Origin of the sequence: Brevundimonas mediterranea (assembly GCF_014196125.1) — a bacterium.
GTDB classification, from domain to species: Bacteria; Pseudomonadota; Alphaproteobacteria; order Caulobacterales; family Caulobacteraceae; genus Brevundimonas; species Brevundimonas mediterranea.
Genome location: NZ_JACIDA010000002.1, coordinates 780,807 through 806,215, shown reverse-complemented (window position 1 = coordinate 806,215; position 25,409 = coordinate 780,807). Strand labels below are relative to the sequence as shown.

The 25,409-nt window shown below is 68.5% G+C and carries 24 protein-coding genes; 11 read left to right on the top strand and 13 right to left on the bottom strand.

Features of this window, described 5'->3' with window-relative positions; genetic code table 11:
• Positions 1 to 70: 70 nt before the first annotated feature.
• On the top strand, positions 71 to 538 hold the full coding sequence (locus GGR11_RS12710; RefSeq protein ID WP_035307575.1) for a DUF411 domain-containing protein: 468 nt from the start codon (positions 71 to 73) through the stop codon (positions 536 to 538).
• Positions 539 to 590: 52 nt separating this feature from the next.
• The gene (locus GGR11_RS12705) at positions 591 to 911 is read left to right on the top strand and encodes a hypothetical protein (RefSeq protein WP_035307574.1); all 321 of its coding nucleotides are present in this window, start codon (positions 591 to 593) and stop codon (positions 909 to 911) included.
• A gap of 73 nt (positions 912 to 984) precedes the next feature.
• Here GGR11_RS12705 and GGR11_RS12700 read toward each other — a convergent pair whose 3' ends face one another.
• Positions 985 to 3,141 carry a heavy metal translocating P-type ATPase gene (locus GGR11_RS12700; protein WP_183197508.1) on the bottom strand — a complete coding sequence of 719 codons (2,157 nt, stop codon included), beginning with the start codon at positions 3,139 to 3,141 and terminating at the stop codon, positions 985 to 987.
• 66 nt (positions 3,142 to 3,207) lie between these two features.
• Here GGR11_RS12700 and GGR11_RS12695 point away from each other — a divergent pair, with 66 nt between their 5' ends.
• Positions 3,208 to 3,846 (top strand): Fur family transcriptional regulator, encoded by a 639-nt coding sequence (locus GGR11_RS12695; RefSeq protein ID WP_240612159.1) that lies wholly within the window; start codon positions 3,208 to 3,210, stop codon positions 3,844 to 3,846.
• Here GGR11_RS12695 and GGR11_RS12690 read toward each other — a convergent pair whose 3' ends face one another.
• From GGR11_RS12690 to GGR11_RS16785, 10 genes are all read right to left on the bottom strand, one after another.
• Positions 3,847 to 5,052 carry an acyltransferase family protein gene (locus GGR11_RS12690; protein ID WP_183197507.1) on the bottom strand — a complete coding sequence of 402 codons (1,206 nt, stop codon included), beginning with the start codon at positions 5,050 to 5,052 and terminating at the stop codon, positions 3,847 to 3,849. It lies immediately after the preceding gene.
• Positions 5,053 to 5,475: a hypothetical protein gene (locus tag GGR11_RS12685; RefSeq protein WP_112863181.1), complete on the bottom strand. Its 423-nt coding sequence runs from the start codon at positions 5,473 to 5,475 to the stop codon at positions 5,053 to 5,055.
• A gap of 3 nt (positions 5,476 to 5,478) precedes the next feature.
• A complete protein-coding gene (gene copM / locus GGR11_RS12680; protein WP_088582518.1) occupies positions 5,479 to 5,922 on the bottom strand; it encodes a CopM family metallochaperone in 444 nt (147 codons plus the stop codon).
• Positions 5,919 to 7,985, bottom strand: a complete 2,067-nt coding sequence (locus GGR11_RS12675) for a heavy metal translocating P-type ATPase (protein WP_088582519.1) — start codon at positions 7,983 to 7,985, stop codon at positions 5,919 to 5,921. The genes copM and GGR11_RS12675 overlap by 4 nt, the downstream gene beginning before the upstream one ends.
• Before the next feature lie 150 nt (positions 7,986 to 8,135).
• Complete coding sequence (locus GGR11_RS12670; protein ID WP_008264189.1) at positions 8,136 to 8,825, bottom strand: methyltransferase family protein; 690 nt, start codon at positions 8,823 to 8,825, stop codon at positions 8,136 to 8,138.
• Positions 8,822 to 9,382: a cation efflux transmembrane domain-containing protein gene (locus GGR11_RS12665; protein WP_008261511.1), complete on the bottom strand. Its 561-nt coding sequence runs from the start codon at positions 9,380 to 9,382 to the stop codon at positions 8,822 to 8,824. Before GGR11_RS12665 ends, GGR11_RS12670 begins: the two co-directional genes overlap by 4 nt.
• Positions 9,383 to 9,420: 38 nt before the next feature.
• Positions 9,421 to 12,642 (bottom strand): efflux RND transporter permease subunit, encoded by a 3,222-nt coding sequence (locus GGR11_RS12660; RefSeq protein ID WP_112863180.1) that lies wholly within the window; start codon positions 12,640 to 12,642, stop codon positions 9,421 to 9,423.
• An 11-nt stretch (positions 12,643 to 12,653) separates the two neighbouring features.
• Positions 12,654 to 13,862, bottom strand: coding sequence for an efflux RND transporter periplasmic adaptor subunit (locus GGR11_RS12655; protein ID WP_112863179.1), 1,209 nt, complete (start codon positions 13,860 to 13,862; stop codon positions 12,654 to 12,656).
• Entirely contained in the window at positions 13,862 to 15,115 is a 1,254-nt protein-coding gene (locus GGR11_RS12650) for a TolC family protein (RefSeq protein WP_135194152.1), read from the bottom strand. Before GGR11_RS12650 ends, GGR11_RS12655 begins: the two co-directional genes overlap by 1 nt.
• Positions 15,116 to 15,172: 57 nt before the next feature.
• Entirely contained in the window at positions 15,173 to 15,439 is a 267-nt protein-coding gene (locus GGR11_RS16785) for a hypothetical protein (protein ID WP_353738805.1), read from the bottom strand.
• On the opposite strand from GGR11_RS16785, the gene GGR11_RS17010 reads away from it, so the two are divergent.
• Positions 15,323 to 15,592: a hypothetical protein gene (locus tag GGR11_RS17010; protein WP_353738804.1), complete on the top strand. Its 270-nt coding sequence runs from the start codon at positions 15,323 to 15,325 to the stop codon at positions 15,590 to 15,592. The two genes, GGR11_RS16785 and GGR11_RS17010, sit on opposite strands and share 117 nt — an antisense overlap.
• 223 nt (positions 15,593 to 15,815) lie before the next feature.
• On the opposite strand, the gene GGR11_RS12640 is transcribed toward GGR11_RS17010, so the two are convergent.
• Positions 15,816 to 16,247: a hypothetical protein gene (locus tag GGR11_RS12640; protein ID WP_008262257.1), complete on the bottom strand. Its 432-nt coding sequence runs from the start codon at positions 16,245 to 16,247 to the stop codon at positions 15,816 to 15,818.
• Positions 16,248 to 16,502: 255 nt separating this feature from the next.
• Here GGR11_RS12640 and lspA point away from each other — a divergent pair, with 255 nt between their 5' ends.
• From lspA to GGR11_RS12605, 7 genes are all read left to right on the top strand, one after another.
• Positions 16,503 to 17,027, top strand: a complete 525-nt coding sequence (gene lspA, locus GGR11_RS12635) for a signal peptidase II (protein WP_008258720.1) — start codon at positions 16,503 to 16,505, stop codon at positions 17,025 to 17,027.
• A gap of 190 nt (positions 17,028 to 17,217) precedes the next feature.
• Entirely contained in the window at positions 17,218 to 17,565 is a 348-nt protein-coding gene (locus GGR11_RS12630) for an MAPEG family protein (protein ID WP_153923203.1), read from the top strand.
• 48 nt (positions 17,566 to 17,613) lie between these two features.
• Complete coding sequence (locus tag GGR11_RS12625; protein WP_040349346.1) at positions 17,614 to 18,048, top strand: MerR family transcriptional regulator; 435 nt, start codon at positions 17,614 to 17,616, stop codon at positions 18,046 to 18,048.
• A gap of 112 nt (positions 18,049 to 18,160) precedes the next feature.
• The gene (locus GGR11_RS12620; RefSeq protein ID WP_008261169.1) at positions 18,161 to 19,420 is read left to right on the top strand and encodes a cytochrome P450; all 1,260 of its coding nucleotides are present in this window, start codon (positions 18,161 to 18,163) and stop codon (positions 19,418 to 19,420) included.
• A gap of 63 nt (positions 19,421 to 19,483) precedes the next feature.
• On the top strand, positions 19,484 to 20,896 hold the full coding sequence (gene lpdA / locus GGR11_RS12615; RefSeq protein ID WP_183197504.1) for a dihydrolipoyl dehydrogenase: 1,413 nt from the start codon (positions 19,484 to 19,486) through the stop codon (positions 20,894 to 20,896).
• A 161-nt stretch (positions 20,897 to 21,057) separates the two neighbouring features.
• The gene (locus GGR11_RS12610) at positions 21,058 to 22,989 is read left to right on the top strand and encodes a cytochrome c/FTR1 family iron permease (RefSeq protein WP_183197501.1); all 1,932 of its coding nucleotides are present in this window, start codon (positions 21,058 to 21,060) and stop codon (positions 22,987 to 22,989) included.
• 224 nt (positions 22,990 to 23,213) lie between these two features.
• Positions 23,214 to 24,323 carry a Fic family protein gene (locus tag GGR11_RS12605; RefSeq protein ID WP_183197498.1) on the top strand — a complete coding sequence of 370 codons (1,110 nt, stop codon included), beginning with the start codon at positions 23,214 to 23,216 and terminating at the stop codon, positions 24,321 to 24,323.
• Positions 24,324 to 24,439: 116 nt separating this feature from the next.
• Here GGR11_RS12605 and arsH read toward each other — a convergent pair whose 3' ends face one another.
• Positions 24,440 to 25,195 (bottom strand): arsenical resistance protein ArsH, encoded by a 756-nt coding sequence (arsH, locus tag GGR11_RS12600; RefSeq protein WP_035307546.1) that lies wholly within the window; start codon positions 25,193 to 25,195, stop codon positions 24,440 to 24,442.
• Positions 25,196 to 25,409: the final 214 nt, after the last annotated feature.

Sequence of the window (25,409 nt, the reverse complement as noted above, 5' to 3'; positions counted from 1 at the left end):
CGACATCGTCAGCGTCGTCAACGCCCGGCGATCCGGCTAGGATCGTCGCCTCGCTCGCCAGGATGCCGTCATGCCCGCCTCTTCGCCCTCCCCCTCCCGACGCGCCCTTCTGACGGCGCTGCCGGCCCTCGCCTTCGCCGGCCCGGCCCTCGCCGCGCCGCCGAAGCGGATGACCGCCTACAAGACGCCCTGGTGCGGCTGCTGCGGCGGCTGGATCGCGCACATGCGCCAGGCCGGCTGGACCGTCGAGGTCGTCGAGCGCGAGGATCTGGCTCCGATCCGGGCGCAGCACGGCGTTCCGGACCGGCTGGCCTCGTGTCACACGGCGGTGGTCGGCGCCTACGCCATCGAAGGCCACGTCCCCGCCGGCGATGTCGATCGGCTGCTCAGCGAACGCCCCGCCGCCAGGGCCTTGAGCGCGCCCGGCATGCCGGCGGGCTCGCCGGGCATGGAGGCCGCCGGCCGCGAACCCTATACGACGGTGCTGATCCTCAACGACGGCTCGACCCGCGTGTTCGGCCGACACAACGGCACCTGACCGCCGACCCGCGGCCGGAGGGCGTCAGGCGACCGGTTCACGGCCTGTCGGGTTGGCCCGCCCCAGCCGCTTCCGCCGGGTCGTCGCCGCCATCGGCGCCTCGCGAAAAGTCAGCCTGATGCGGGTGACCGCCGTGCTGGGCGCGATACTCGGCCGGGCTGAGACCCCTGCCCGTCATATGGAGCTTCGGCGGCGTCGCGGGAGCGTCCGGATCAGTCTCGCCGCGGGTCCTCGCGGTGTCGGGGCGCTCGCCATCGACATCCGGTTGATCGCCAGTCTGTTCGCCCATGACACCCTGCGCTCCGCTCCGGCGTCGCTTGCCGTGTCGGGATGCAATCCGCGAGCGGAGGCAGGGTTGCGCGGCGCCGGATAATCCCTGACCTTCGCTGGCCAGGGGCTGACCCGGATCCCTCCCGGCGCGGCCCTTCGAGCCCGGCTCTCTCCCGTCAGGCCTGTCGACGCGGCGTCCAGCGCAGCAGGCGCATGGCGTTGGCCGTGACCAGGACCGTGGCTCCGGTGTCGGCGAGGATGGCGGGCCACAGGCCCGTCACTCCGATCACGGTGGTGACCAGGAAGACGGCCTTCAATCCCAAGGCGATGGTTATGTTTTGCCGGATATTGCCCATCACCCCGCGGGACAGGGCGATCATGTCGGGAATGTCCCTGACCCGGCCGCGCAGGACGGCGGCGTCCGCGGTCTCCAGGGCCACGTCGGTGCCGCCGCCCATGGCGATGCCGACATCCGCCTGGGCCAGGGCCGGGGCGTCGTTGATGCCGTCCCCGACCTTGGCGACCACCAGACCTTCGGCCTGGAGCGCCTTGACGATCACCAGCTTGTCCTGCGGCAGCAGTTCGGCCCGGGGCTCGATGCCCAGCCCGGCGGCGACCGCCTCCGCCGTGCGGCGATTGTCGCCCGTCAGCATGACGGTGCGGATGCCCCGCGCCTTCAGGTCGGCCAGACCCTGGACCGCATCGGGCCGCGCCTCGTCACGCATGGCGAGGAACCCGGCCACCCCGCCTGCGGCGACAAGGACGGACACCGTCTTGCCCTCGGCGTTGAGGGCGGCGATGGCTGCGTCCTGGGCTGGCGAGATCGGCGCGCGCCGGGCCGCGGCCTGCGGCGAGCCGAGGAATATGCGTTCGCCGCCGACCTCGCCTTCGACGCCCTCCCCCGCAATGGCCTGGGTGGCCGACGCCGGCGGCGCCGTGATCTCATCCGCCTCGGCTCGGGCCAGGATGGCGAGGGCCAGCGGATGGCTTGATCCCGTCTCCAGCGCGGCCGCCAGGGTCAGCAGGGCGGAGGCGTCCCGCGTCCCGGCGACGACGTCGGTGACGACGGGCTTGCCGGCGGTCAAGGTCCCCGTCTTGTCGAAGGCGATCGCGGTGATCTTGCCGAGCGTTTCCAGCACGGCCCCGCCCTTCATTAGCAGGCCGCGCCGGGCGCCCGCCGACAGGCCGGCGGCGATGGCGGCCGGCGTGGATATGACCAGGGCGCAGGGGCAGCCGATCAGCAGCACGGCGAGGCCCTTGTAGATCCATTCGCTCCACGTTCCGCCGAACAGCAGCGGCGGCGTGACCGCGACGAGGGCGGCGAACACGAGCACGCCCGGCGTGTAGATTTTCGAGAAGCGGTCGATGAACCGTTCGGTCGGAGATTTCGATTCCTGCGCCTCCTCGACGAGACGCACCATCCGGGCGATGGTGTTGTCCGAGGCCGAGGCCGTCACGCGCACCCGCAGGACGCTGCCGCCGTTGATCGTGCCGGCGAACACAGGATCGCCCACGACCTTGCGTTTGGGCACGCTCTCGCCCGTCACCGGGGCCTCGTCGAGGTCTCCCGCGCCCTCGATGATCTCGCCATCCGCGGGAACGCGGTCTCCGGGCCGGACCAGGATGACCGCGCCCACCGCCACGGTCTCGGCGGCGACTTCCGTGGTCACGCCGTCCACCTCGACGAAGGCGGTCTTGGGCACGAGGGCGGCGAGCCCCTGGATGCTCTTGCGCGCGCGTCCGGCCGCCACCCCTTCCAGCATTTCGCCGACGAGGAACAGCAGGACGACGGCGGCGGCCTCTTCCGCGGCCCCGATGAAGACGGCGCCGACGGCGGCGATGGTCATCAGCATTTCGATGGAGAAGGGCGTGCCGTGGCGCGCCGCCGAAAAGGCGCGCGACGCGATCGGAATCAACCCCACGGCCAGGGCGGCGAGGAAGGCGTATCGTTCGAGGGAGGGGAACAGCGTGCCCAGTCCATAGGCGGACAGCAGCGCCAGGCCGCAGAGCGCGGTGAGGCGCGCCTTCCCGGTCCACCACCACGGGGCGCCCCCGGCCCCGGCGGCCGCCGGAGGCGGGCCGGCCGGCGCCGCAACGGATCCGGACGTCGGCGAGGCCGCTTCCCCGCTGTAGCCCAGGTTGCGCAGTTGCTGCAGGACCGCTTCGTCAGCGAGGTCTCCGTCATGCCTGATCTTCAGCACGCCGGTCTGCACCGCCACCGACACGTCCTCGACGCCCGGCAGCCTGCGGATCGCCGTGTCGATCTTGCGGCCGCAGCTGGCGCAATCCATCCCGGTCACCCGGTATCGGCTTTCGAGGGTTTGCGCCGTCATGTCTGTTCCTTGTGATCTCTACAGGGCAAGGCTACCTCCTCCAGCGACTGTAGATGCAAGCTAAAAATGAGCGCGCCGTTCGGTTGGAGTGAAGGGCGCCGTCCGCTGAACCTGGAGGCCGGGCCCAGCCCGTTGATGACCTCGCCTTGTCCGCACGACCGGGAGACCGCGCCGCCGACGGCGGCACAGGTGGAACGCGCTTTGGGCGCAGCCGCCGCCCGCGTGGCCGCCGCTGGGGACAGGCTGACGCGCCCCCGGCGCAGGGTGCTGGAGCTCCTGCTTATCGCGGGCTCTCCGGCCAAGGCCTATGATCTCGTGGCGACGTATCACCGGGAGGCCCGCGTCGCGAAGCCTGCGACGGTCTATCGGGCGCTGCAGTTCCTCGAGACCCGAGGACTGGTTCATCGTCTTTCCACCCTCAAATCCTACGTGGCCTGCGATCCCGAGCGGCCCGGCGCGCCGGCCCTTTACCTGCTGTGCGACTGCTGCGGCTCCTGTCGCGAGGTTCCCGCGCCCGACCTGGCTGCGCTGAACGCGGCCGCGACAGCGGCGGGCTACGAGATCGAACGGATCACGCTCGAAGGCCAGGGTCTGTGTTCGGCTTGCCGCCCGCCGCGCCCCGGCGCCGCCCGGGATCCGGTCCTCCAGACGGAGCCGGAGGCGGCCGCGGGGTCCGGGCCCGCAAGCATTGAGCCGCGCCCCTGATCAAGCCCGCGGCGGGTCGATGACGGCCTGGCCCGGGCGCCCGGCCGCGGCGACGCCGGGGCCCGCGGCCAGTTCCATGGCCCGTTCGGTGGCGGCGGCCGACATTCGGGTCGCCCCCCCCCGTCGGGACGGACTAAGCCAGGTCTGGACCGGTCGGTCGAAGCCGTAGCGAAACACGGCGGCGGCCACGAACGCCCCGACCAAGCCGATCGCCCACAGGACCCAGCGAACGCCGGACGACCACGCCTCCTGTCCAAGGGCGTCGAGCAGGCCGAACCAGACGATGCGGCTCACCTCATTGGTCAGGAACATCGAGAACGACATCAGGGCGAGGTGTTCGACCAGGCGTGACGGCCGGAGCACCGGCACGGCGCCGGCGGCCCAGATGATCACGGTCATCAGGCCGAGCGACACCAGGCTGAAGGCGCCGAAGGCCTGCAGCCCCACGAGCGCGAAGGCGGCGGCGAGGCCGATCGCCCTGGCCCGGTGCGGCGCGACACAGACCCGCGAACCGTAGAAGGCCGCCGCGACTCCGAGCAGGAAGAGCGGCAGGGCGCGCAGGATGCCGTAGCGCATCGGCAGGCGGTAGATCGGATCGCCGAGCCACAGCGAGGCGGCGATATCGGCGGCGACGACGAGGAGCGTCGCGCCGATCACCATTGCGACCGGCGGCCAGCGCCACAGGGCGCGGCAGATCCAGGGCAGCAGGAGATAGCAGCCGATCAGGGCCGAGAGGGTCCAGGTCGGGGCGTTCCACCCCTGCCCGCCCGGCACGCCATAGGCCTGGACCAGTAGCACCTGCGCGGGCAGTTGCGACCAGTCGAACCAGCGCGGATTGCTGGGCGCGATCCCGGCCAGGGCGGCGCCGCCGACGAGCAGCACCAGGACGAGGCTGACCGCCAGGTGGGCCGGAATGACCCGCAGCAGGCGCTGGCGCGCATAGGCGCGCAGCGAGGCCTGTCCGGACGCGAGGCGATCACCGTAGATGCGGGCCAGGACATAGCCGGAGTCGATGATGAAGAAGTCGGTGAGCAGATAGCCGCGCTCGAAGACTGGATGCAATTGTCCGAGAGGCACAGGCGCGGCCTCGCGGAAATGGTAGAGGATGATCAGCGCCCCTACGATAAAACGCAGCGCGTCCAGCCAGCCGCCGCGCGCGATCCGGACGGGGCGAGGCGATGGCTCGGTCAGCGCGGCTTCGGGCATTCAGTCAGCCTTCCGTGGCGCAGACTTGGCGGCGGCGCTGCGGTGCTCATGTGGACGCAGGACGATCTGGTCTCGCGAAGCGTAGAGGACGGCCGTTCCCAAAACCCAAACGACGACCAAGCCTCCGACGACCATCAGTCCGGGCCTATCGCGGGGTCCAAACACAAACGAGCAGCCGATCACGCCGCCCAGAATGGCCCCGTAACCAAAATGCAGCGGCACCTTGTGTGCGCCCAGCAGCAGAAGGGCCATGCAGAAGACCAGGCCTCCTGCGAACAGGCTGACCCCGATGGCGACGAGCGTATCGAGCACGGGCCGTGGCTTCAGCGGGCGCGCCTGGAGCCGCCGCCTACCTCGTTGGCGATAGCGGCCTTCCCGCCAACGAATGCTCCGGCCGCGCACGGTGAAGCGTTTGCCGGCCATGCGTCAGGGCCTTGCGTTGGGCGCGGGCGTGTCCTCATGGCGCGCAAGAAGGATTCTCATCCGGACAATTTCGGATTCCTGGGCCGCAATGATCTCATCGGCCAGATTACGCACGTCGCGGGCTTCGCCATGCTCGACGGCGACCTTGGCCATTGCGAGCGCACCCTCGTGGTGGGCGATCATTCCGCGCAGGAAGTCGATGTCGGCGTCGCCCGTGTAGTTGATGCTCATGGCCTGGTGCATCTTCGCGCTGGCCTCGCGATAGGCGCGAGTCGATGGGCTGTCCGTGGTCTCGCCAGCGTGGCTTGCCTCGGTGTCGCTCGGGCGAGAGTCAGCCGCCGACGGCGCCGCAGGGACCTCGCGGGTTTGCCGCGAGATCATCCCGAAGGCGAAGACCGACAGGGCGAGAAAGACGGCGATGACGGAAATCCATCCGAAACGCTTCATGACGATGTCCTCGAGAGAGCCGGCGGGGCCACGGGGGCGGCCGGGATTGCACTGGGAAGGATGGGCGCCGTTCGGTCGCGGTAGCCGAGCAGGCGCAGAGCGTTGAACACCACCAGCAGGGTCGACCCCTCGTGGAGCGCCACGGCAGGGCCGATGCCAAGGCCGAGGATCGTCGCCGGCACAAGGAAGGCGACGATTCCGAGACTGACGTAGAGATTCTGGAGAATGATGCGCCGCGTCTGTCGGCTGAGACCGACGGTGAAGGGCAGCTGCGACAGGTCGTCGGACATCAAGGCGACGTCGGCGGTCTCAAGCGCAACATCGGAGCCAGCCGCGCCCATCGCGATACCGACGGTCGCCGTGGCCATGGCCGGGGCGTCGTTCACCCCGTCGCCGACCATGGCAATCTTGCCGTCAGCGCGAAGGCGTTTGATGGCGTCGACCTTGTCCTCGGGCATGAGGTCGCCCCAAGCCTCTGTCAGGCCGACCTGTCCGGCGATCGCCTGTGCGGCCTTCTGGTGATCGCCCGAGATCATGATCATTCGCCCGATGCCGAGGGCGCGAAGAGCGGTCAGCGTCGGCCGCGCTGCTGGGCGAGGCGTATCAAGAAGCCCAATGACACCGAGATCGCGCGTGCCGCGTCGCACCACCATCAGGGTTCGCCCCTGCAGTCGCAACTGAGCGACGACAGAGGTTGTTTCGTCGCCGAGCGGCGCTACGCCGTCGACGCCGAACATCTCCGGCTTCCCTATCCAGATCGTCTCGCCGTGCAGCTGGGCGGTCACGCCCTTGCCCGTCAGGCTCTTGAGGTCGATCGCGGCCGGGATGATCGTATCGCGCAAGCGTGCGCCACCGTCGCGCGCGATGGCCTCCGCCAACGGGTGGTCGCTGAGCCGTTCGACCGCCACAGCGACCGCCAGAAGATCGCCCTCCTTCGTCCCGCGCACCGTCATGACGTCGGTGATCCGCGGCCGTCCCTCGGTCAGGGTGCCGGTCTTGTCGAAGGCGATGGCGTTGAGCGAGCCGAGGTTCTCCAACGGCGCGCCGCCCTTGATCAGGACACCGGCGCGCGCCGCACGGGCGACGCCCGAGAGGACGGCGCTCGGGGTGGCGATGGCGAGCGCGCAAGGACTCGCGGCGACCAGCACGGCCATGGCGCGATAGAAGCTGTCGCGGAACGGCTCATCGACGACGACCCAGGCGAACAGCAGGACAAAGGCGAGCGCCAGCACCACAGGCACGAAGATGCGTTCGAACCTGTCCGTGAAGCGCTGGGTCGGCGACTTCTGCGTCTCGGCCTCACTCACCATCCGAACCACCTTGGCCAGGGTGGTGTCGCTCGATGTGCGGGTCGTCTCAATCTCGATGGCGCCTGAGCCATTGATGGTGCCCGCGAAGACGAGAGACGGCGATCCGACCTGGGCCGGTCTCGCCCGCGCCGCCTCGGGATCCGCGACGGGCTGCTTGTCGACAGGCATGCTTTCGCCGGTCACGGGGGCTTGGTTGATGCTTGTGGTGCCGACCACGACAAAGCCATCAGCGGGCAGTCGTTCGTTTGGACGCACCACCACGGTGTCGCCGACGACCAAATCTTCGACAGGCAATTCGACGACCTGCCCGTCGCGTCGCACATGGGCTGTCCGGGGGGCAAGCTCGGCCAGGGCCTCGATCGCGCGTTTGGCGCGGCCCATGGCGTAGTGTTCGAGCGCGTGGCCGATGCTGAACAGAAACAGCAGGAGAGCGCCTTCGGCCCAGGCCCCGAGCGCCGCCGCACCTGCGGCTGCGACGAGCATCAAGGTATCGATCTCGAAGCGCTTCTGGCGGAGGTTCTCGAACGCTTCTCGCACCGTAAAAAAGCCGCCGAAGATGTAGGCGATCAGGAAGAGGGCGAGGGGAATCCAAGCGGGAAGGCCCGTTGCGAGTTTCTCGAGGGCGAATCCAAGGCCCAGAGCAAGGCCACTTGTCAGGGCGAAGATCAGCTCCGTATTGGAGCCTAGAACGCCACCGTGATCGTGCTCCTCGGACTTGGTGTGGAGATGGTCCGGCAGTGTTGTGCTGGTCATAAATAGGGTCCCGTTGCGGGTTGGGAATCGCGGCTGCTTGCGGCGACCGCCGCGATCGAGGGGGCGGGATAGCGACACGGGCGAAGGCGCGCCGGGCCAGCGGGTTCCAGCGCGATCCGCTCGCAGGTGGTCATCCCGGTTCTCCCGACCTCAGGGCACGGGCACGACGGCATTAAAGCCCCCGAGCCGCTGGAGCTGCTCAATCGCTTCGAAAAGCGGAAGCGCTAGGAGAAAGACGAAGCCGTCGCGCACCGTGCGGACGAAGAATACCGGCCGGATCATGATTTCCGCCTCGTCGCGCCATAGGGAGAGCTTGGGCAGGAACCGAGGGGTGCGCTCACGGTAAGCTTGGTAGTCGTGTCCAAAGGCGTCGGAGAGGAAGCGTTCTTCGCGGCCGACCACGATGCGAAACACCACCCAGCAGGCTAATCCGAAGACCAAACCGACGCTAAGGCTGCCGGACTGGGCGCCGATGCCAAACGCGCCGATGAAGCTGAAGACGTACAGCGGATTGCGGCTGACCGAATACGGTCCTGCGGATATGATCTCCTGTTTCTTGCGGCCACCGATGTAAAGGGAACACCAAGCCCGACCGATGATGCAAACCATGATGGCGATCAGGCCCAGATGCTCGACAGGATGTTCGAGCAAGGGCCAGGATGTGACGAGCGCCGCGCAGACGACAAGAAGCAGGCCCCCGACGAGAATGCCCGCCTTGCGCCATCGTTGAACGGATTGGATATCGACCGCTGATCGACAGGCGTCATCAGGGGGCGAGGAGCCGGACAAAGCGGGGCTTGCGGGCTTGGAGACGCTGTCGGAGGGCTCGAGCGGCATCATTGCCCCTCCCCCTCAGCCGGACGATCCTTAGCCGCATCGCGCAGGATATCCACGCCGCCCTTCAACGCGATGGCGGCCACGAGGACGCCGACGACGAGGTCCGGCCACGCCTGGCCGAGCCAGAGCACCAGGGCCCCGGCGACGAGGATTCCCCCGTTGGAGGCGAAGTCGTTAAAGCTGAACGTCTCGGCAGCCTTCATGTTGACGTCGCCGCTGTGCTGACGGCGGATCAACTGCAGGCAGATCAGGTTGATGATCGCTGCGACGACCGAGAGTCCCATCATGGTCGGGCCGATCGGTTCGGTCCCGATGAGGAATCGACGACCCGCGTCCAGAAGGACGCCAGCGCCGAAGATAAGGAGCATGACGCCCGAGAGGCGCGCCGCCCCCCGCTTCCACGAACCAGGCCGACCGATCGCGAGAAAGCTGATCAGATAGACAGCAGCGTCCGAGGCGTTGTCCACTGCATTGGCCAGCAGAGCGCTGGAATCGGCGGACAAGCCGCCGATCCCGAGCGCTAATGCCAGGCCCGCGTTGAGCGCGAGAACCGTCAGCAACGTGCGTCGCTGCTGACGGTCATCCTGAGTGCGAGCAATCAATCCTCAACCCCCTCGTCCTTGCGATGACGCACCGCCTTGGCCGCGAAGGTCGGCAGGACCAGCAGGGTCAGGGCCGTCGCGGTCAGAAGGCCGCCGATGACGACCGTCGCCAGAGGCTTCTGAACCTCGGCCCCCGCGCCGTGGGCGAGCGCCATCGGGATGAAGCCGACAATGGCGACCAAGGCTGTCGTCAACACCGCACGCAATCGGCTGGACGCCCCTTCGATCGCCGCGTCCCGGGGCGCGAGCCCCGCCTGCAATCGCTCGCGAATGGCCTGCATCAAAACAAGTCCGTTCAGGGTCGCCACACCCGAGACGGCGATGAAGCCAACGGCCGCAGACACCGAGAACGGCATCCCTCGCATGAGAAGCGCCAAGGCGCCGCCGATCAAGGCCAAGGGCACGCAGGCGAAGACCAGCCCAGCCTCGGAGAACGACCCCAGAGCCATAAACAGCAGCACACCGATCAGGACGAAGACGATCGGAATAACCAGGCCCAGCCGTTGTTCGGCCCGTTTGAGGTTCTCGAACTGACCGCCCCAGGTCAGGCGGACGCCCGGCGGGAGCTGGATTTGGTCCACCTTGGTTTGTGCGTCGGTGACGAAGCCGCCCAGATCCCGGCCGCGAACGTTGGCCTGGACCACCATCCGTCGGCTACCGTCGTTGCGGCTGATCTGGTTCGGCCCCTCGGCGCTTTGGATACGGGCTACCGAAGACAGCGGCACGGTTACGCCTGTCGAAGAGACGATCGGCAGGGCCGCGAGCGCCGCCGGATCGTTGCGCGCATCGTCCGGAAGACGGACGACGACGTCGAAGCGACGGTCGCCCTCGAAAATCCGGCCGGCCTCCGCGCCGCCGATGGCGGCCGAGACCGCTTCAGAAACGTCGGCTGCGGACAGGCCGTAGCTGGCCGCCGCGAACCGATCGACGCTGACCGTGAGCGTCGGCAAGCCCGACGCTTGTTCGACGCGAACGTCGGCGGAGCCGGTGGTCTGCCGCAGTACGCCGGCCACCTCATCAGCGACCCGCTGCATGGTGTCGAAGTCATCGCCGTAGACCATGACCGCGAGGTCGGTCCGGACCCCGGAAATGAGTTCGTTGAAGCGGAGCTCGATGGGTTGGCTGAACTCGAAATTATTCCCGATCTGTTGGTTGGCGAGCTCTTCGAACCGCTCGAGCAAGGCTTCCTTCTCGAGACCTGAATCCGGCCAGTCCTTGCGGTCCTTCAGAACGATGACGCTGTCCGAAATGTTGGGCGGCATCGGGTCGACGGCAGCCTCGGCGGTGCCGGTCCTGGAGAACATGGTCTCGACTTCCGGCTGGGCGGTGATGACCCGTTCCAACGCCATCTGCATGGCGAGGGACTGTTCCAGCGACGCCGAGGGAACACGCAGCGCCTGCATGGCGATGTCGCCCTCGTCCAGAGTGGGGATGAACTCCCGTCCCAGGGACGAGAAGGCCAGACCACCGACAACAACCGCGCCGAGTGCCGAGATCAGCACGATCTTAGGACGATCGACGGCGGCGCGGATGGCCGGCTGGATCCAACGCCGCGCGTGGCGGAGCAGGAAGGTCTCATGTTCGTGGGCTTGGCCGTGTTCGTCGGTCTCGACCTTCTTGGGGTCCCGCACCAGCAGGGCCGTCATGGCCGGAACGAAGGTGAAGGAGAAGATGAAGGCGCCGACGAGCGCCAGCATGACCGTTGCGCCCATGGGGACGAACGTCTTGCCCTCGACGCCCTCGAGCATCAGCAAGGGGGTGAAGACGAGCAGGATAATCAGCTGACCGAAGGCGGCTGGCTTGACCATCTTGCGAGCTGCGGCCACGGCGACATCAAGGCGTTCCCGACGGGTCAGAGCCCGTCCCAGATCGATCCGCCGCTGCGACAGCATCAACAAGGTGCTTTCAACGACGATGACCGCCCCATCGACCAGAAGGCCGAAGTCCAGCGCGCCCAAGCTCATCAGGTTTCCACTGATGCCAAACCTATTCATGCCGATGACGGCGAACAGGAAGCTGATCGGGATCATCAAGGCCGTGATGCTGGCCGCACGAATGTTTCCGAGCAGCAGGAACAGCACGACGATGACCAGAAGGGCGCCCTCGGTGAGGTTGCGGGCCACGGTCGAGATGGTCGAGTTGACCAGGGCGCTACGGTCAAGGACCGTCACCGCCTCGATCCCTGCGGGCAGAGTCTTGCGAACCTCATCGAGTCGCTCCCCGGCCGCCTGGGCCACGGTGCGGCTGTTGCCGCCCGCGATCATCAGCGCCGTTCCGAGCACGGCCTCGTGGCCGTCACGGCTGGCGCCGCCCAGGCGCGGAGCCTGGCCGATCTCGACCGTGGCGACATCGGCGACCCGCACGATCAGGCCGTTCCGGTTGACGACCGGCGCCTGAGCCAGATCTTCCACGGTGGAGGCCAAGGCGTCGGTGCGGACCGTCAGAGCTTCGCCAGCGCGCTGGATATAGCCTGCGCCGGCCTGAGTGTTGGCGCGATCGAGGGCCTGGATAAGGTCGCCCATGCCCAGGCCGTAGGCGGAAAGGCGCGCCGCGTCCGGACGGACCGCATACTCCTTCACATAGCCGCCGACGGTGTCGACGCCGGCGAGACCGGGGGCGGTCCGCATTTGCGGCGCGACGATCCAGTCCTGCACGGTGCGCAGATAGGTGGCGCGCTGCTGCGGGGTCGAAAGCAGATCGCCTTCGGGCGTCAGATAGGCTCCGCCCGCCTGCCAGCCCGGCTCGCCAGGCTTGGCGAGGTTCTGACTGTTGAATGGCTTGTAGTCGATCGTCCACATCAGCACTTCACCGAGGCCCGTGGTGATCGGGGCCATGGTCGGCTCCACCCCGTCAGGCATGGCCTCCCGGGCGCCCGCGAGCCGTTCGGCGACCTGCTGGCGCGCAAAATAGATGTCGGTCTGGTCGGTAAAGATGACCGTGACCTGGCTGAAGCCGTTTCGGCTGAGGGATCGGGTCGTGGTCAGGCCGGGAATGCCGGCCATGGCGGTTTCAATCGGGTAGGTGACCTGTCGTTCGATCTGTTCAGGCGCGAGCGCCGGAGCGACCGTGGTCACCTGGACCTGGCGATTGGTGATATCCGGCACGGCGTCGATGGGAAGCCGTGTCAGCTCGAGGAGTCCGTAGGCCGCGACAAGCGCCGTGGCGAGAACCACGAACCATCGGAATTTGACCGAGAGTTCGATGATGAATTTGAACATGCGGTGCGCCCCTAGTGACCGTGCTCGGCCTCGCCCTTGGCGAGCTCGGCTTTGAGGAGGAAGGCGTTCGTGCCGGCGACCCGTTCAGCCCCGGTGAGGCCACGCAGGATTTCAGTCCGCCCCCCGGCCTGACGACCGGCGAGCACCGGACGGGCCTGGAAGCCGTTCGGGACCTGAACGAAGACGACGGTGTTGCCGTCGACGGTCTGGACGGACTCGGTCGGCACGGTGAGACCGCCGGTCGTCTCGCCCGTCACGATCGCCCCCGTGACGGCGGAACCGGCCGGCGGGAGGACAGAGCCCGTCGGCCGGGCCCGAATGACCGTGGCGCCGCTTTCGCCGCCCGCGCCTGCGGCAACGCCGGTGACGATGGCGTCGAAGTCGCCGCTGGGGTTGCTGACCCGCAGAGGCGCCCCGGCCCTTACATTGGCGGCCAAAGCAGGCGGCGCGTTGAAGACGAGCTCAACCCTGGCCGGGTTGGTGACCTCGGCGACAACGCCGCCAGGGGCGACGAAGCCGCCCGGTCCGACCTGGACGCTGGTCACGACTCCGGTGATGGGGCTGGTGACGCTGAGGCGGCCCGAAGCGTTGGGCGAGCCCGCCGCGCTGGACCGCGCGCGAGCCGCGCGGGCGCCGGCTTCGGCGCTGAGCAGTTGCGCGCGGGACGCCTCGACCTCCTGTCGGGCGACAACGCCCTGGTCCGCCAGATTGCGGTTGCGTTGATAAGCCTGGCGCGCCACTTCAGTTTCGGCGGCCGCCGCGTCTGCGTCCGCGCGGAACGTCGCCGCTTCACCGCTGACGACGCTCGCCAGGGGCTGACCGATCCGGACCGACTGGCCCGGAGCTACGAGAACCCGCTCGACCCGCCCGCCGACGGACGCCGCCACAGCGGCGCGCGCGTCGACCATGGGCTCGACCCGCCCGGAGAGCCGGGTTTCGGCGCCCCCTCCCCGACCGACGCCGACCACGATCAGGTTGGCGGCCTGGGCCTGGGCCGCGCTCAGAGCGACGAAGCCTTCCGGCGCTTCGGCCTCGCCTTCGTGGCCGGCTTCGCCCTCGGCATGAGCGCCCTCTTCTTCAGCGTGACCCGCCTCACCCTCGGCGGCGGCTGGAGCGGCGTCCGGCCCGCGCGTGAGCAGGAACAGCCCGCCTCCGCCAAGCAGAACGACGGCGGCGGCGCCGCCGATCAGCAACGTCTTGTTGGATGTGCGCTTGCGCATCATTGGGCTCCTTGGAAGGGGGCGCGGCCGTCCTGGCGCGCGAGTTCAATCTCGGCCTGGACACGTGCAAGGCGTGCATCGACGGCCGAAGTCCGAGCTGAGATCAGGGCGGTGCGTGTGACCCGCAGTTCGAGCTGGGAGATCCTCCCGGCTTCGGTTCCAATCCGCGACAGACGGTAGGCTTCCTCAGCGGACGCCACCCCTGCATCGGCGGCGGAGACCCGGCTGACGGAGGCGGCAAGCCGCGCCCGCGCCGCGGCGCGATCGGCCTGGGCTTCCTGACGGGCTCCAAGAAGCCGCGCGTCCGCAGCCCGGAAGTCGGCCTGCGCCGCGTCTATGTTCCCGCGGTTGCGGTCGAACAGGGGCAGCGGCATGCTGACGCCGAAAGTCAACGCCGTCGCGTCCTCCATCTCGTATCGACGGACACCGACGCTGGCGTTGATGTCCGGGCGCGAGCGGATTCGCTCCACGTCGATCCGGCGTTCGGCGGCCGCGCGGTGAGCCTCGGCGACGCGAACGGTCGGCGCATCCGCCGGGGCCGCGAAGGTGGCGGCAGGCGCGAGGTCCAGCAGGCTGGCGTCGATGGTCGTCACCGGAGCCGCCAGCATGGCGACTGCGGTCAGTCGCGCGAAGGCCGCGTCGCGCTCCGCGACGGCCTCATCGCGCGAGGCACGCGCCGCAGCCGCTTCGCTTTCACCCTGGATGCCGCGCAGCAGTGGCTCACGGCCTTCTTCGACAAGAACGAGGGCGGCCCTCGCATCGGCGATGGTCAAGGTAAGGCTTTCCTCGGCGAGCACGGCCCGCCGTTGAGCGGCTTCCGCATCGGCATAGACCTGTGCGAGTCGTCCGGCGGCGTCGATGATGGCGAGGTCCCGTTGCAGCGCCGCGGTTCCGGCTTCCGCGCGGGCGACATTCACCCGCGCGGTTCGGCGTCCCCAGAGCTCAAGGTCCTGACTGATCGACAAGGTGGTTTCTGCGTTGGCGTAGCCTGAGAAGGGCCCCGTGCCGAACGCGTTTTCGGCGTCGAGAGCGATCGTCGGATTAGGCCTGACACGGGCCTGGCGGACACGCGCTTCAGCGGCGTCGGACAGGGCGCCGGCTTCAAGGGTGGCCGGGGTTTGATCGAGCTGGGCGAGCAGCTCGGCGAACGACGGAGCGGGGTCAGCCCAAGCGGGACTGGCCAGCACGGCCGCAAATGCGGCCAGCGCGCAGCCGACCGCGAAACGCGGCGGCCTGCGATGTGAGGGAGGCATGATTCATCTTCCAGAAATTTGACACGAGATCGCGCGCACGGCGGCGCAGACGTCGTGTCAGACTCTGGGCGGACGCTTCAGGCCGTCGGGCGAGATCGACGACGGAAAATCACTCGAGGGGAAGGCGTGAACCGGCCTTGCGTGGATTTGCATCGCGATGTCGTCGGCGACATCCGCACGGGCGGTTCCGTTGTGGTGGCAGTGGCCGTGGGTGCAGACTCCGTGCCCACCGCCAAGGTCGCCCTGGTCGCTATCGCCTGCATCCTGAGCGACAATGGCGTGAGCCGAGGTCGTCTCTGGGGCGCAGGTCGCGGCGTCAGCGATCGGGGCGACGAAAAACACGGCGGAGACCAGGGTCACCGCCAGTATCAGTCTTGCCCATGTCGCAATTGGCCACGCCATCGCGTGGTGGATACTTTCATTCGGGCGATCAAGCAATCTGTTACAGTGTTCGGGGGCTGCGACTGTTTCGAGTGACCACCAATCCGCGGTGAGGGAGAGGGAAAGTCGACATGCAAGGCCGAGAGTGGCGCGTCGTCGGCCATCTCGACCTATTCAGCAACGTCGAGCGATCTTTAAGCGAGCGCACGCTGATCGCGTCCGATTCTTTCGCTGCGTCTGCAGGTGGATCGAGATTGCAGAATGCGCAATCTTCACCTGAGTAGCGCTCCCGCTATCAGGTCGGGCCATCGTGAACCGGTCAGCCAGACCGCTCCGCCGGTCGCCGCGACGCCAGGCTCTGGGTAAGGTCGTTGCGCGCGCATAGCCAGAGCGAGCGGACGTTGGCGTCGCCTGCGCAGTGGCTTACCAGCAGTAAGCCGGCCAGGGCGTTGGCGAAGAAGCCCAGAGGGCCCAGTCCGGTGATGCCACGGGACGGCGCCCCGGAGGTGGCTCGCGAGATCGCGTAGCTGAGGAATAACAGCACCAACGCAACGAGGCTGGCGCCTTGGCCATTGGCCGCCCCGGACTGCACGGCGACCGAACGTCCGATCACGGCCAGGCTGATGCCGTAGGTGGCGCGTCGGCCAGGAAGTTGAGCACATTGGCGCCCAGGGGGCGCCGAGCCTTGCAGGGACACGCCGCTGGCTATGGCCATAAAGGCGGCGCAGTTGACGGCGATCACCGCGATCATGATGCGCCGGTAGGCGGGGTGGCGCTGTCGAACCTGGAGGCCACGCCGCAACTGCAGCCGGGCGAGGAAGTGCACAGGACGAGAGGGGGTTCAGTCATCGGATTACCCTTTCGCGAGAAGCATGCATCTCCCAATGGCTAGACGATCATGCCGAGAATGCATGGCTTCCATGAAAGAAACGCCTGTCAGATAAAACCAGCTTGATCCTCTAGTAACTAGAGGGCCCAAAATCAGTTGAAATCCATTGGAGGCTTCATGATCACCATGCACCCGACGCGACGCGTTCCCGGCCGCCTGCAGACGATCGCCTTCGCGCTCGCGGCGCTGATCGCCGTCGTGGATCAGGCCGCCAAGGCCGCGGCGCGCGCTCAGCTGGACGCTCCGATCAACCTCACGCCGTTTCTCGCGCTGCGTCTCGGGTTCAACCCCGGCGTCACCTTCGGCCTGTTCGCCGGCTCAGGCGCCGTCGGCCGCTGGGCGCTGAGCGCCGTGGCCTCCCTGATCATCGGCGCCCTGCTGGCGTGGATCTGGCGCACGCGCAGCGCCGTGACGGCGGCCGCCGCAGGCCTCATCGCCGGTGGAGCGATCGGGAACCTCGTCGACCGGCTACGCTTTGGCGCGGTCACCGATTTTATCGATCTTCATTGGGGGGCGGCGCACTGGCCGACCTTCAACCTCGCCGATGCGGCCATTGTCTGCGGCGTCGCGCTGCTCCTCCTCACCGTCCGGGGCTCGGACAGCCGCGCGGCGTCCTCGACCCTGGGACGGGCGGCGCGATGAGGCTTCCCGCCGAACAGAGGGCGATCGCCGTCCGCTCGGCGCCGGCGATTCTCATCACCGCCTCAGCGGCGGCCTCCGCCTGGCTGCGGCTTTCCCCGCCCCTTCTCGGCGCGGCGCGCGACATGGCGACGGCCGATAGGCTGGCCTATGCCCTGCAGGCGAATCTCCCGGTCTTCCTGTGGCTCGCGGGGTGTTTGAGGGTGGTGGCCAGCATCCGGTTCCGGTCCGACGCCGACCGGCCGGGTCCGCCGATGCGGCGCCCGGCGCCAGGCTCGCCCTACCCGCCGCCGTGCTACAGAACTCGCTTGAACAGACCGTTCTGGCGGTGAGCGCCCACCTGGTGCTCGCCACCGTGCTGCGCGGCGAGGAGATGATCCTGCTGCCGGTGTTGGTCCCTCTTTATCTGGTTGGTCGGGGTTTCTTCGCCCTGGGTTACGCGCAGGGCGCGGCGGCCCCGGCCTTCGGCATGGCGCTCACCGGCGCCTCCACGATTGCCGCCTTCGGCATCGCCGTCGTCCTGATGGGGCTGGGCCGATGATCCCTCCCCGCCCCAGATGCCTTTCACCCGCCGTTACGAGCTGACGCGATGCCCCTCCCCTCTCCCGCCTCGTCCGGGTTGCGCCCCATCGGCAAACTGGCCGCCGCCACGGGCGTCAAGGTTCCGACCATCCGCTTCTATGAAGAAATCGGCTTGCTTCCGCCGCCGCCGCGCACCGCCAGCGACCGGCGCATGTATGACGACGCGGCGGAGCGCCGCCTGTCATTCATCCGGCATGCCCGCCAGCTGGGCTTCGATCTGGATTCGATCCGCTCCTTGCTTGATCTGTCGGATCACCCCGATCGGCCCTGCGCCGAGGCCAGCACCCTGGCCGAACGTCATCTCGCCGATGTGAAACAGAAGATCGCCCGGCTCCGCGCCCTCCAGCGCGAACTGTCGCGGATGACGACGGAATGCGCCGGGGGCCGGGTCTCCGCCTGCAAGGTGATCGAGGCGTTGCACGATCCATCCGCGCCGCTTTGACCCTGTGGAAGATCCGGAAGGCGCAAAGACCCCGGAGCCATTAGCCCACCGCGACGTTTGGAGGCGATTGGCGGCTCCCGTCGCGGACCGCCCGTCCTTCTGGAGGATTTCGATGACGCATCGGCCGACCTCGCGACACGGCGACCAGACCCTGGCCCTGCTGACAGACCCTTATCGGCGCCTTTCCCACCTGTTCGAGCAGGCCGGCGCCGACGTCGTCGAGACCCGCCTGGCGCTGAAGGAGACGACCTGTCTGAGAGGCCGCGAGGCGGCGCGGATCTTCTATGACGAGACCCGCATCGTGCGGGCGGGCGCCATGCCGGCGCCGGTCCGCCGCACGCTGCTCGGCGAGGGCGGCGTCCAGGGGCTGGACGGCGAGGCCCACCGCGCCCGCAAGGGCGTGTTCATGTCCCTGATGTCGCCAGCCCGTGTCGCGCGACTGGGCGAACTGTTCGAAGCGGAGTGGCGGCGCGCGGCCGTCGAATGGGCCGGCGAGGACGACATCGTGCTGTATGACGCCTTGCAGCCGGTGCTAACGCGGGCCGTCTGCGCCTGGGCCGGCGTGCCGCTCGAGCCGCACGAAGAGGCGAAACGGGTCCGTCACCTGAGGGCGCTGTTCGACGCGGCGGGATCGCGGGGCCCCCGGCATCTGTGGTCGAGGCACGCGCGTCGCCGCGTCGACGCCTGGCTGGGCTCGATCATTGAAGACATTCGCGCCGGCCGTCTGTCGCCGGATCCGGACACGGCCGCCCACGCCTGGGCCTGGACCCGCGCCGCGGACGGCGAACCGTTGCCGATCCACACGGCGGCGGTCGAACTGGCCAATGTATTGCGGCCGACTGTCGCGACCTCGGTCTACATCGTGTTTGTGGCGCACGCGATGCAGGCTCACCCGGATGCGGCCCGTCTGGCCGACGCCGACGCCGGACGTCGCCGCGCCTTCGTCCAGGAAGTCCGACGCTTCTATCCGTTCTTCCCGGCAGTGATCGGGCGTGTGCGCGCGCCGTTTCGCTGGCGCGACCTGGTCTTCCCGGAGGGCCGTCAGGTGGTCCTCGACCTCTATGGCTCCAATCACGATCCCGCACACTGGACTGATCCCGAGGCGTTCCGGCCGGAGCGGTTCAGCGACGGCTCCGGAGATCCGTTCGGTCTCATCCCCCAGGGCGGTGGGGATGCGGCGACCGGTCACCGTTGCCCTGGCGAAGGGATCGTCGTGGAGCTGATGGAGCGCGCCGTCGGCCTGCTCGCCGACCTGAACTACCGGCTGCCGGATCAGGATCTGGAGATCGACTTCCGCCGCCTGCCGGCCCTCCCCGGAAGCGGGTTCCGAATGGAGACGCGCGACGCGGCCCTCAATGAGGGGGGCGCCTGATGCCGCTTCCTCGGGCTGGCCGGGGCCCTTCTCTCCCATCCACTCGCAGCAAAGGCTGACGCCATGAGCCGTTCGACGACCTCCTACGACCTGGTGATCATCGGCGGCGGGCCGGGCGGATACCCGTGTGCGATCCGGGCGAGCCAGCTCGGCCTGTCGGTGGCGGTCATCGACGACCGCGAACTGCTCGGGGGGACCTGCCTGAACATCGGGTGCATTCCGTCCAAGGCGCTGCTCCAGGCCACCGAGCGGCTGGAGATGGCGCGCAATCTCGAAGCGTTCGGCGTCATGGTAGACAATGTGCGGGCCGATCTTGACGGTGTCATGCGGCACAAGGGCAAGGTGGTGACCGAGCTTGGCGAAGGGGTCGCCTACCTCCTGCGCAAGCACAAGGTCGCCCGCTTCCAGGGCCGCGGGCGGCTGCTGGCGCGCGACCGGGTGGAGGTGCGCGCCGCGGACGGCGCTTTCGAGGTGCAGGCCAGCAAGGCGGTGGTCATCGCCAGCGGATCGGAAGCGGCGACCTTGCCCGACCTGCCCATCGACGAGCGGCGAATCGTCACCTCCGCCGGCGCCCTGAGCCTGACGGCGGCGCCGCGCCATCTGGCGGTGATCGGCGGCGGCTACGTCGGACTGGAGCTGGGGTCGGTCTGGCGTCGGCTCGGCAGCGAGGTCACGGTCATCGAAGTGCTCGACCGGATCGCCTCCGGCGTCGACTCGGAGATGTCGGCGGCGCTGCACAAGGTGCTCGAGGCCCAGGGCTTCCAGTTCTGCCTTGGGCACAAGGTGGTCGGATCGCGGATGGAGGGCGACGACGTCGTCCTCGACGTCGAGCCCGTGGGCGATGGCGCGCGAGGAACCATCAAGGCCGATGTCGTGCTGGTCTCCATCGGCCGACGGCCCGCAACCGCCAGGCTCGATCTGGAAACGGTCGGCATTGCGCCCGACCGCAGGGGCTTTATTCCGGTGGACGAAGGGTTCCGGACCAGCGCCGACGGGGTCTACGCCATCGGCGACGTCATCGGCGGCGCCATGCTGGCCCACAAGGCGGAGGAGGAAGGGATCGCCCTGGCCGAACGCCTGGCGGGGGGCGCGGGCCATGTGGACTACGGAACGATTCCGGCGGTCGTCTATACCTGGCCGGAACTGGCCTCAGTCGGGCGCACCGAGGACGACCTCAAGGCGGCCGGCGTGGCCTATCGCGTCGGGCGCTTTCCGTTCTCGGCAAACGCCATGGCCAAGGCGCGGTTGGAGAAGAACGGGTTGGTCAAGGTGTTGGCGGACGCCAGGACGGACAAGATTCTCGGCGTGCACATCCTGGGGCCGGACGCCGGCAGTCTGATCCATGAAGCGGTCGCCGTCATGCAATTCGGCGCGGCGGCCGAGGACGTGGCGCGGACGAGCCATGCGCATCCGACGCTTCCGGAAGCCTTGCGCGAGGCATGCCTGGCTGTGGCCGACCGCACGATCCACCTGTAACGAGCGCCGCGCCGCGTAGCTGCCCGGGCTGGCCACGCAGCGCCGTGGCGTCTCGGCGGACGGGGAGCCGTCGCCGCCTGCGAGCCCGGCCGCGTCGCGAATAAAGCGCGACAGTGCCGTCGCCTGAATGCTATTGCGAGCCGCTCACAACTAGGTCTCCCATGCGCCCTCTGCTCCGCCTTTTCGCCCTGATGCTTGCGATGGGGCTGTCCGCACCCGCCCTGGCCCAGGCGCCGTCCGCCTCCGAGGCCCAGGTCGCCTGGCGACTGCTCGACTATGTGGCGGTCGACTATGCCGGCGCGGTTGCCAATGGTCAGGTGACCAATCCGGCCGAATACGGCGAGATGATCGAGTTCGGCGGCCAGATCCGGACCCGCCTGGACGCCCTGCCGCCGAACCCGGCCAAGGCCGGCCTGATCCGTGACGCGGAGGCCCTGCAGGCGGCCATCCTCGACAAGGCCGACCCGGGGGTCGTCGGGGCCCGGGCCAAGGCGCTGGCCGGCGCGGTGCTGGCGGCCTATCCGAGCCCGCTCGCGCCTTCGTTCCCGCCTGATCTGGCCCGCGGCGCGACCCTCTATGCCGAGCAATGCTCGGTCTGCCATGGCGTGACCGGACGCGCCGACGGACCGGGCGCCGAGGGGCTCGACCCGCCTGCGATCGCCTTCGCGGATGTGGAGCGCGCCCGTCAGCGCAGCGTGTTCGGCCTCTACCAGGTGATCGATCAGGGGCTCGAGGGCACGGCCATGGCCAGCTTCGCCCATCTGCCGGCCGAGGATCGCTGGGCCTTGGCCTTCTACGTGGGCCGGTTCGCCTTCACCGACGCCGAAGCCGCCGAAGGTCGACGCCTCTGGGAGAGCGACGCGGCGATCCGCGCCGCGTTCCCTGACCTGGCCGCCCTCACCCAGGCCACCCCGGCGGAGCTGGCGACAAGGATCGGCGAGACGAAGGCGCGGGCGGTCATCGCTCACCTGCGTCGCCATCCCGAGGCGACGGTTCGCGCCGAGGGATCGACCCTGACCCTGGCCCGGACGCGACTGGCCGAAAGCGAGGCCGCCTATCGCCGGGGCGACCGCAAGGCCGCGACCGACCTCGCCCTCTCGGCCTATCTCGACGGCGTCGAACCGGTGGAGCCGGCGCTCGGCGCTCGTGACGGCGTCTTGCTGCGGCGGGTCGAGACGGCCATGACCGACCTGCGCATCTCGATCAGCAGGCGCGCGCCGACCCAGGAGGTCGCGGACCGGGTCGCCCGCGCGAACGCCCTGCTGGACACGGCCGAACGCGCCCTCGCGCCCCAGGAGGCGGACAATCTCGCCAGCTTCCTCGGCGCTTTCACCATCCTGCTGCGCGAAGGGCTGGAAGCCATCCTCATCGTGGTGGCGATGATCGCCTTCCTGAGGAAGGCCGAACGGCCCGAGGTGCTGCGCTACGTCCACGGCGGCTGGGTGGCCGCGCTGGTCGCCGGCGGCGCCACCTGGGCGGCCGCGACCTTCTTCATCTCCATCAGCGGCGCCAGCCGGGAGCTCACCGAAGGATTCGGCTCGCTCCTGGCGGCCGTGGTGCTCGTCTCGGTCGGCATCTGGATGCATGGGAAGTCGCACGCCGACGCCTGGCAGACCTATATCCGCGACAAGCTCTCCCACGCGCTGTCGAAGCGGTCGGCCTGGTTCCTGTTCCTGCTGGCCTTCATCGTCGTCTATCGCGAGGTGTTCGAGACCATCCTCTTCTATGCGGCGATCTGGAGCCAGGGCGGCCATCTCGGCATGCTGGCCGGCGCCCTGACGGCGGTGGCCATCCTGGCCGTGGTGGCCTGGGCCTTGCTGGCCTACAGCATGCGCCTCCCGATCGGCCGGTTCTTCTCGCTGAGCTCGATCCTCATGGCCATCCTGTCGGTCGTCCTCGTCGGCAAGGGCGTGGCTGCGCTGCAGGAGGCGGGCTGGCTCGATGTCCATCCGCTGGAGTGGATCCCCCGCATCGAGATCCTCGGTCTTTATCCGACGGTCGAGGGCGTCGCCGTTCAGCTTCTGACGATTGCTATCCTCGTGGTCGGCTTCTCCCGGCATGCGGCGCCGAAGGGCGCGCGCCCAGCCTCTTGAGCGGGCGTCTCCGCCTGAGGCCCAACTGCGGCCCGCGGGTTTCGGAGCTCCTTGGGCGCCGATAGCCGCGCAGTCCGCGGATACCCAGGGTGCGGGGGCCGCCTATAGTGTGCGAGGCCTCCCTTGGTGCGGAGATTAGGCGTCCTATTCTCCGCACTTCACGCGGAGAACAGCCTTGCTCCTGCGGCGCATAACGCCCATATTCCCCGCAAGGAGTGCGGGGAATGGCGCAATACATCCATGAGATCGAAGGCTGGCCGCGTCTGGAATGGCGCGCTGACGCGCTTGCCGATCGCCTCCCAGCCGTCCGTCATCGCCAAGGCCTTCTGCTTGGCCGGATGCACACGCTCGGCTTCGACCTCCGCGCTGAAGCCGTCCTCGAGACCCTTACCGAAGATGTCCTGAAATCCAGCGAAATCGAAGGCGAGCTGCTCGACAAGGATCAGGTGCGATCCTCCATCGCCCGCCGCCTCGGCATGGATATCGGGGCCCTCGCCCCCGCGGATCGCAACGTCGAAGGCGTCGTCGAAATGATGCTCGACGCGACCCAGAACTTTGCGTCTCCGCTCACCGAGGAACGGCTGTTCGGCTGGCACGCCGCCCTGTTTCCGACCGGACGCAGCGGCATGACGAAGATCGTCGTCGGCGCCTGGCGCAACGAGAGCTCCGGCCCGATGCAGGTCGTCTCGGGCCCCTTCGGACGAGAGCGCGTGCACTATGAAGCGCCGCCCGCCGCCCGTCTGCAGGACGAGATGCGCGCGTTCCTCGACTGGTTCACTGACGAGCCGCGGACGGATCCGGTCCTCAAGGCCGCGATCGCCCACCTGTGGTTCGTGACCATCCACCCGTTCGACGACGGGAACGGCCGGATCGCCCGGGCGATCGCCGACATGGCGCTCGCCCGTTCCGAGAAAAGCGCCCAGCGGTTCTACAGCATGTCCGCCCAGATCCGGCTGGAGCGCAAGGACTACTACGCGACCCTGGAGACGACCCAGAAAGGCGCGCTGGACGTGACCCTCTGGCTGGACTGGTTCCTCGGCTGCCTCGATCGCGCATTCGACGGCGCGGAAACCACCCTGACCCATGTGATGCGCAAGGCGCGCTTCTGGGAGGCGCTCGCAGGTCAGACGTTGAGCGAGCGCCAGAGCACGGTCATCAACCGGCTGCCCGACGGCTTCGAAGGCAAGCTCACCTCGACCAAATGGGCGGCGCTGACGAAGTCCTCGCCCGACACGGCCTTGCGCGACATCAAAGATCTGGTGGACCGGGGCATCCTCGTGAAGGATGACGGCGGGGGACGCAGCACAAGCTATTCTCTGGTCGATCGAGGATAAGCGCCTCCCCATGGCGCCGGCGAGGCTCTGCGCCGTGCGGCTCCACTGAAGACCCTGCCTCGACAGGGAGGATCGCAATTCGCCAGTTCTGGCGCGTTACCGCCAAAAACGCAGCCTCAGGCCTGGCGTGCGATAGCAATGGCCGAGAGGTCGGACGCGGCATCCACCAAAACTCCGGCCGCCTTGCGCTCCGAATAGCGGTCCACGAGCTGAACGGCGTGGGGCCGGACCAGGATGGTGAAGCGCACCAGTTCCTCCATCACATCGACAATCCGCTCATAGTAGGCCGAGGGTTTCATCCGGCCGGCCTCGTCGAATTCCTGGAAGGCCTTGGCCACGCTCGACTGGTTGGGGATGGTGACCATCCGCATCCAGCGGCCCAGAAGGCGCAGAGTGTTGACGGCGTTGAAGCTCTGGGACCCGCCCGACACCTGCATGACGGCGAGCGTCCGGCCCTGGGTCGGGCGCATGCCGCCCAGGCTCAACGGCAGGTGATCGATCTGCAGCTTCATCAGTCCGGAGACCTGGCCGTGCCGCTCCGGGCTGCACCAGACCATGCCCTCCGACCACAAGGCGTGTTCGCGCAACTCGCGCACCGCCGGGTGGTCGTCGTCGCCGGGCGCGCCCGGCAGGGGCAGGTCGGTGGGGTCGAAGATGCGGGTCTCGCATCCCATTTGCTGCAGCAGGCGGGCCGCTTCCTCGACGCAGAACCGCGAATACGACCGCTCGCGCAGCGATCCGTACAGGAGAAGGATACGCGGCGCCGGCTCGGTCGGGCCCAGTCCACGGGCGGGATCGGCGGACAGATAGGCCGCGTCCAGAGCCGGCAGATGATCCGGGTCCGGCAGCGAGCGCAGGCGGGTGAAGGTCATCACAGGTCCTTGGTCAGACAGGCGGCCGACGCCGGCCAGACGTCCGCGAAGTCCGACGTGCGGACGAGCGATAGACCGGGCCGGTCCTATTAAGGTCACTACAGGACGGTGAACAGCAATCGCTCGGGACCGCGCCGAGACCGCGACACCCTGACCGTCGCCAAACCCCGCGGGATCCTTCAGAGAGTCAAAGGCGGCGGTTGACGGATACGAG

Excerpts from the sequence above, each read along its gene's own strand:
- GGR11_RS12605 (WP_183197498.1), top strand. The coding sequence starts at position 23,214 with ATGGCGCAATACATCCATGAGATCGAAGGCTGGCCGCGTCTGGAATGG.
- copM (WP_088582518.1), bottom strand. The coding sequence starts at position 5,922 with ATGAAGCGTTTCGGATGGATTTCCGTCATCGCCGTCTTTCTCGCCCTG.
- GGR11_RS12675 (WP_088582519.1), bottom strand. The coding sequence starts at position 7,985 with ATGACCAGCACAACACTGCCGGACCATCTCCACACCAAGTCCGAGGAG.
- GGR11_RS12625 (WP_040349346.1), top strand. The coding sequence starts at position 17,614 with ATGCCCCTCCCCTCTCCCGCCTCGTCCGGGTTGCGCCCCATCGGCAAA.
- lpdA (WP_183197504.1), top strand. The coding sequence starts at position 19,484 with ATGAGCCGTTCGACGACCTCCTACGACCTGGTGATCATCGGCGGCGGG.
- GGR11_RS12670 (WP_008264189.1), bottom strand. The coding sequence starts at position 8,825 with ATGATGCCGCTCGAGCCCTCCGACAGCGTCTCCAAGCCCGCAAGCCCC.
- lspA (WP_008258720.1), top strand. The coding sequence starts at position 16,503 with ATGATCACCATGCACCCGACGCGACGCGTTCCCGGCCGCCTGCAGACG.
- GGR11_RS12660 (WP_112863180.1), bottom strand. The coding sequence starts at position 12,642 with ATGTTCAAATTCATCATCGAACTCTCGGTCAAATTCCGATGGTTCGTG.
- GGR11_RS12655 (WP_112863179.1), bottom strand. The coding sequence starts at position 13,862 with ATGCGCAAGCGCACATCCAACAAGACGTTGCTGATCGGCGGCGCCGCC.
- GGR11_RS12710 (WP_035307575.1), top strand. The coding sequence starts at position 71 with ATGCCCGCCTCTTCGCCCTCCCCCTCCCGACGCGCCCTTCTGACGGCG.
- GGR11_RS12640 (WP_008262257.1), bottom strand. The coding sequence starts at position 16,247 with ATGATCGCGGTGATCGCCGTCAACTGCGCCGCCTTTATGGCCATAGCC.
- arsH (WP_035307546.1), bottom strand. The coding sequence starts at position 25,195 with ATGACCTTCACCCGCCTGCGCTCGCTGCCGGACCCGGATCATCTGCCG.
- GGR11_RS12700 (WP_183197508.1), bottom strand. The coding sequence starts at position 3,141 with ATGACGGCGCAAACCCTCGAAAGCCGATACCGGGTGACCGGGATGGAT.
- GGR11_RS12690 (WP_183197507.1), bottom strand. The coding sequence starts at position 5,052 with ATGCCCGAAGCCGCGCTGACCGAGCCATCGCCTCGCCCCGTCCGGATC.
- GGR11_RS12695 (WP_240612159.1), top strand. The coding sequence starts at position 3,208 with ATGAGCGCGCCGTTCGGTTGGAGTGAAGGGCGCCGTCCGCTGAACCTG.
- GGR11_RS12610 (WP_183197501.1), top strand. The coding sequence starts at position 21,058 with ATGCGCCCTCTGCTCCGCCTTTTCGCCCTGATGCTTGCGATGGGGCTG.
- GGR11_RS12650 (WP_135194152.1), bottom strand. The coding sequence starts at position 15,115 with ATGCCTCCCTCACATCGCAGGCCGCCGCGTTTCGCGGTCGGCTGCGCG.
- GGR11_RS12620 (WP_008261169.1), top strand. The coding sequence starts at position 18,161 with ATGACGCATCGGCCGACCTCGCGACACGGCGACCAGACCCTGGCCCTG.
- GGR11_RS12685 (WP_112863181.1), bottom strand. The coding sequence starts at position 5,475 with ATGGCCGGCAAACGCTTCACCGTGCGCGGCCGGAGCATTCGTTGGCGG.